Here is a 5,865-nt window from a genome sequence, read left to right as displayed (position 1 = left end):
ATGACAAATGACAAATGACAAATGACAAATGACAAATGACAAATGACAAATGACAAATGACAAATGACAAATGACAAATGACAAATGACAAATGACAAATGACAAATGACAAATGACAAATGACAAATGACAAATGCCACGCATCTTTGACAACATAGAACAATCGCTATTACCGACATTACGGGATACCCTGGAAATTTCCCAACGGGCTGATTTTTGTGTCGGCTATTTTAATCTGAGAGGGTGGCGTAAAATTGATGATACGATTGAACAGTTTGGCGGTGGTGAAGGGGGTTGTTGTCGGCTTTTAATTGGGATGCAGCGCTTACCGAAAGATGATGTGCATTCGGCGTTGGCGTTGGGGTATGAGGATAGAGGAATTGATAATAGCACAATTATTCGCTACAGAAAACAGATTGCCCAAGACTTTTGTGAACAATTAACCTGGGGCGCACCCACGAATGAGGATGAAGCAGGTTTGCGCCGATTGAGTCAACAACTTAAAGCCCATACACTGATTGTTAAATTATTTCTGAGATATCCGCTTCACGCCAAATTGTATCTGATTCATCGCCGGGATATCAATAATCCTACAATTGGTGTTTTGGGTAGCAGTAACCTGACGTTATCGGGGTTGCAATACCAGGGCGAGTTAAATGTTGATATTTTAGATCATGATGCTTGTCAAAAGTTACAACTCTGGTTTAATCAGCGTTGGGATGACCGCTGGTGTATTGATATTTCCCAAGAATTAGTTGAAATCATTGATCAGAGTTGGGCAAGAGATAAGTTAATTCCGCCTTACTATATTTATCTGAAGATTGCCTATCATTTATCTCAAGAAGCCAGGGCGGGGTTATCGGAATATCAAATTCCCCGCGAGTTTCGCCATCAGTTATTTGACTTTCAAAAAGCCGCTGTACAAATTGCTGCCCGTCATTTAAACCGTCGGGGTGGGGTATTGGTGGGAGATGTTGTAGGGTTGGGCAAAACATTAATTGCTTCAGCGTTGGCGAAGATTTTGGAAGAGGATTTTTTCTTAGAAACTCTGATTATTTGTCCCAAAAACTTGGTAACAATGTGGCAGGACTATGTTTACCGCTACGGGTTACGGGCAAAAGTCCTGTCCTTAAGTCGGGTGCAGATAGAGTTGCCCAACGAACGCCGTTATCGGGTGGTATTAATTGACGAGAGTCATAATTTGCGGAATCGAGAGGGGAAGCGGTATCGGGCAATTCAGGAATATATTGCCCTGAATGAGAGTCGCTGTATTCTGTTGACGGCGACACCTTATAATAAAACCTATTTGGATTTATCCAATCAACTGCGTCTATTTGTTCCTGATGATCAGGATTTAGGGATTCGTCCGGAAAAACTGTTGAGTGAGTTGGGCGGAGAAATCGAATTCAGCCGCAAACATCAAGCCCCCGTGCGTTCATTAGCGGCGTTTGAAAAGAGTGACTATCCCGATGATTGGCGAGAATTGATGCGGCTGTATATGGTGCGTCGAACTCGCAGTTTTATTCAGGAAAATTATACGAAAGATGATGAACAAGGAGGAAAATACCTTAAGTTTCCCGATGGAAGACGGGCATATTTTCCCCTGCGCCAACCGCAGACGATTAAGTTTAACTTGGGTGCGGGGAATGATCCCTATGCGGCGCTTTATTCAGAGGAGATGGTTAATCTGCTGAATTCCCTAAATTTGCCTCGATATGGATTGGGGAATTATGCGATATCAGAAAAGTCAGCTAAGGGGAAATCCTTAACCGCAGCGGAAGCAGTACAGCTTAAAGGGTTATCTCGCGCCGGGAAACGATTGATGGGATTTTGTCGGACTAACTTATTTAAGCGCTTAGAAAGTGGTGGGGTAGCCTTCCTGCAATCCATTGAACGCCATATCTTACGCAATTATATTTTTTTGCACGCGATCGCACAAGGCTTACCTTTACCCATTGGTTCCCAAGAGGCGGCGCTTCTGGATACTCGCACCAATGATGAGGATATGGATTCGGTGGCGGGAACGCTGCTGGATTTTGATGATGAGGAGGAAGTCACCGGGGAAGAATTATTATCTCAAACCGAGATAGAGTATCGCCAACGGGCGGCGCTAATTTATCAGGACTATGGGACTCGGTATCAGGGACGGTTTAAGTGGTTGCGTCCGCAGTTATTTAAGGCTTCGCTGAAAAAAGATTTACTCGCTGATGCGAAAGCCTTAATCAGTCTGCTGAATCAATGTGGGGAATGGGATGCGAATCAAGACCCCAAATTGGCGGCGTTAGTTCAGCTACTCGGTGAGGTTCATCCCCAAGAAAAGGTGTTGATTTTTAGTCAGTTTGCGGACACGGTACATTATCTGACTGACCAACTCCAGCAACGGGGAATTGATAAGGTTGCAGGGGTTACCGGGAATTCTGCTAACCCGGCTGAAATCGCGTGGCGGTTTAGTCCCGTAAGTAACGATAAGTCCGTCTCCTCTGAGGAGGAATTACGGGTTTTAATTGCCACCGATGTCCTCAGTGAAGGGTTAAATTTGCAAGACTGCGCCATTATTGTTAATTATGACTTACCTTGGGCAATTATTCGCCTGATTCAACGGGCGGGAAGGGTAGACCGAATTGGTCAAAATGCGGCGAAAATTCTTTGCTATTCGTTTTTACCCGCAGCGGGAGTGGAACGGATTATTCGGCTACGAGAACGTTTGCGTCAACGATTGCAAGAAAATGCGGAAGTGGTGGGAACCGATGAGGCGTTTTTTGAAGAAGATACCAATGAACAGACGCTATTAGATTTGTATCACGAAAAGTCTGGGATTCTTGATGGCGATGAGGATAACGAAGTAGATTTGACGTCGGAGGCGTATCAAATTTGGCAGAATGCGACACAGAATAATCCCACGCTGAAAAAGCAGATTGAAACCTTGGCAAATGTGGTCTATTCCACCCGCAAGCATCTCCCGACGACCAGCCAACCAGAGGGGGTATTGCTGTATATGAAAACGGGCGAAGGAAATGATGCGTTAGCTTGGATAGATAAGCAGGGTAAAAGTGTTACCCAGTCACAGTTTGAGATTCTGAGAATGGCACGCTGCGAACCGGAAACTCAGGCAATTAACCGTTATCCTTCCCATCATGATTTAGTGCAAAAGGGGGCGGAACTAATTGCGGAGGAGGAGAAAAGTAGCGGAGGTCAATTGGGGCGTCCTTCGGGGGCAAGATTTCGGACTTATGCACGGCTGAAACGTTATGTTAACGAGATGCCTTTGTTAGCGACGCCAGATTTACATAAAGCAATTGACCAAATTTATCGTTATCCCTTGCGACAGTCAGCGATTGACCGCTTGAATCGGTCGTTGAAAAGTGGGATGGATGACCAACAGTTTGCTGAGTTAGTTGTGGCGCTGTATTTAGATGACCGTTTGTGTTTTGTTCAGGAGGAGGGGAGAACTCAAAACCCGGAAATTATTTGTTCGTTAGGATTATTTCAAGGATAAGCTAGGGAATCATGATGACATCACTCACTATTCCAGAAACCCAATTAACCCTCGCCGAGTTTTTGGCACAACCGGAAACCAAGCCAGCCAGGGAATATGTCAACGGTAAAATTTACCAAAAGCCCATGCCTCAAGGAGAACATAGTGTTTTACAAGGTAGTTTAGTCACTGCCATTAATCAAGTAGCGATACCCGATAAGTTAGCCTATGCTTTTCCCGAATTACGCTGTACCTTCGGTGGACGTTCGATTGTTCCCGATGTATCTGTTTTTACCTGGCAGCGTATTCCGCGTAAAGCTAATAACCGGATTGAGAATAAATTTAAAATTGCCCCAGATTGGACGATTGAAATTCTCTCTCCTGACCAATCCCCTAGTCGGGTAATTGATAATATTCTGTTCTGTTTAAATCATGAAACCAAGCTAGGATGGTTTATTGAACCGGATGATGAATCGGTTATGGTCTTTCAACCGAATCAGTTACCTGTTGTTAAGTATAAAACAGATAGTTTACCCATTCTTGATAGTTTAGGCAATTGGCAGCTTACGGTAGCGGATGTGTTTAGTTGGTTGAATTTGGATTAGAATTGTGTAGGGGCGCACGCTCCGTGCGCCCAAGTATTTATGGCTTTCTAAGTTACCGTATAACGTAGAATTTAATCAACCACAGCGGTACAGAAAACACAGAGGAAAGAGGAACAAACACAAAGATAAGGGCGCACGTCGGTGTATAAAGATAAGGGCGCACGTCGGTGCGCCTCTACAACTTACAAACCTGTATTTTTTTGTGAGAATATGGTTCAAACAATTCAAGCTAGAGATGTCACGCTAGGACAATTAGAAACTCACTTCCAGCTTCAACGAGTTGAGGATGAACAGTTCTTCCCAGAATGGCATGGTGATTTACCCGAACTTACCGACTGGCAAAACCAACTCTTAGAACAAGTCCGTTCGGGCTATTTCAATTTACTCAAACAACCCCCTTTACTCGAAAAACCTATCAACCTCGCCGTTGTCTCCCCGTTATTATTTATCGGACAATTTTATCTATCGCCTTGGAATTTAAGAGCCGAGAGTAGTGTCCAAATCTCTGCTCAAGACGAAGAACGCGGAATTATGGTTAAAGGGAATCTTGACACCTTGATTCTCAAAGACAAACTTTGGGTGATGGTGATTGAATCCAAACAAGCTAATTTCTCTGTAGAGGCTGGATTAGCGCAAATTCTCGCCTATATGCTAGGGAACCCTAATTCAGCACAACCGAGTTTTGGCATGATTACGACTGGGGGAAGTTTTCTTTTCCTGAAAGTTGTCAAAGACACTACCCCTCTGTATGCTATGTCTGATTTGTTTGGAATTGGCAATCGCCAAAATGGTTTGGGTGATGTCCTCAAAATCTTAAAGAAACTGATTTATCTATCTAGTTCTGCTAATTTGGAATAGATAGTGGTACCTCGATAAGGGCGCACGTTAATCCAAGGGCGCACCGACGTGCGCCCCTACGCCAAAATGTGTCACGCCGATTGTCAGCGCTTAAGTGTTTAGGGCGAAGACAGCGCAACTACAAACCTGTATCCTGAATTTTAGGAGATACGAATTATGCCCCTCAATTTCCAACGCACCCGTGATTTACTTTATGATTTCCAGTTTCATGAGTTATTTATTGAAGAATTAGGCTGGTATCAACCCTCCACGAAGAAAGCGGTATCTTTGGAGATTGAGGAAAAAACCTATCAGTATTACCGGATTGCGGAAGCGTCTGGGGTGGTGGTGTTTGAAGTGACGGGAGAGGATGGTACGATTCCTGAAGCAAAACATCGGGCGGCGATTCATCAGGAATTGACAGAAAAAATTGCCGAAAATTTGTTAATTTTTGTGGATAAAGAGCGCAGCCGCAGTCTGTGGTATTGGGTGAAGCGGGAGGAGTCTAAGCGTTATGTGCGTGATCATTTATATGTGAAGGGTCAACCGGGGGATTTGTTTTTGAGTAAATTGGGTGGGTTAGTGATTGATATTTCCCACCTGGAAGCGGGTGAACCCTCGGTGATTGAAGTCGCTCAACGGTTACAAAGTGCTTTTGATATTGAGCGGGTTACGAAGAAGTTTTATAAGGCGTTTCAGGAACAACATCAGGAGTTTCTTAGGTTTATCCAAGGGATTGATAGCGAAGGGGATTGTCGCTGGTATACGTCAGTTATTCTGAATCGCTTAATGTTTGTTTACTTCTTGCTTGGACTTTGGACAAAATTATTAGATTTGCGTACATTTTACGCAAATAAAAAAGAGACAATAGCTCCTCTATCTCAGCTTGTTGAAAAGCTCAGAAATACCGACGGAGTGGAGGTTGCAGAGTGCAGTCTATTAAGATTT

The 5,865-nt window shown here is 43.9% G+C and carries 3 protein-coding genes and 1 pseudogene; all 4 read left to right on the top strand.

Annotation, left to right across the window (positions count from 1 at the left end; genetic code table 11):
• Positions 1 to 133: 133 nt before the first annotated feature.
• On the top strand, positions 134 to 3,496 hold the full coding sequence (locus RIG66_RS16075; RefSeq protein ID WP_446379683.1) for a helicase-related protein: 3,363 nt from the start codon (positions 134 to 136) through the stop codon (positions 3,494 to 3,496).
• Positions 3,497 to 3,510: 14 nt separating this feature from the next.
• Positions 3,511 to 4,080 (top strand): Uma2 family endonuclease, encoded by a 570-nt coding sequence (locus tag RIG66_RS16070; protein WP_446379685.1) that lies wholly within the window; start codon positions 3,511 to 3,513, stop codon positions 4,078 to 4,080.
• Positions 4,081 to 4,290: 210 nt separating this feature from the next.
• The gene (locus RIG66_RS16065; protein ID WP_446379681.1) at positions 4,291 to 4,938 is read left to right on the top strand and encodes a restriction endonuclease subunit R; all 648 of its coding nucleotides are present in this window, start codon (positions 4,291 to 4,293) and stop codon (positions 4,936 to 4,938) included.
• Positions 4,939 to 5,094: 156 nt separating this feature from the next.
• Positions 5,095 to 5,865 (top strand): annotated as a pseudogene (locus RIG66_RS16060) (hypothetical protein); the annotation flags it as partial.

This window comes from Coleofasciculus sp. E2-BRE-01 (assembly GCF_040221695.1).
Taxonomy (GTDB): domain Bacteria; phylum Cyanobacteriota; class Cyanobacteriia; order Cyanobacteriales; family Coleofasciculaceae; genus Coleofasciculus.
Note: the sequence above shows the minus strand (reverse complement) of the source record. Positions and strands in the feature narration are given on the sequence as shown.

Excerpts from the sequence above, each read along its gene's own strand:
- RIG66_RS16075 (WP_446379683.1), top strand. The coding sequence starts at position 134 with ATGCCACGCATCTTTGACAACATAGAACAATCGCTATTACCGACATTA.
- RIG66_RS16070 (WP_446379685.1), top strand. The coding sequence starts at position 3,511 with ATGACATCACTCACTATTCCAGAAACCCAATTAACCCTCGCCGAGTTT.
- RIG66_RS16065 (WP_446379681.1), top strand. The coding sequence starts at position 4,291 with ATGGTTCAAACAATTCAAGCTAGAGATGTCACGCTAGGACAATTAGAA.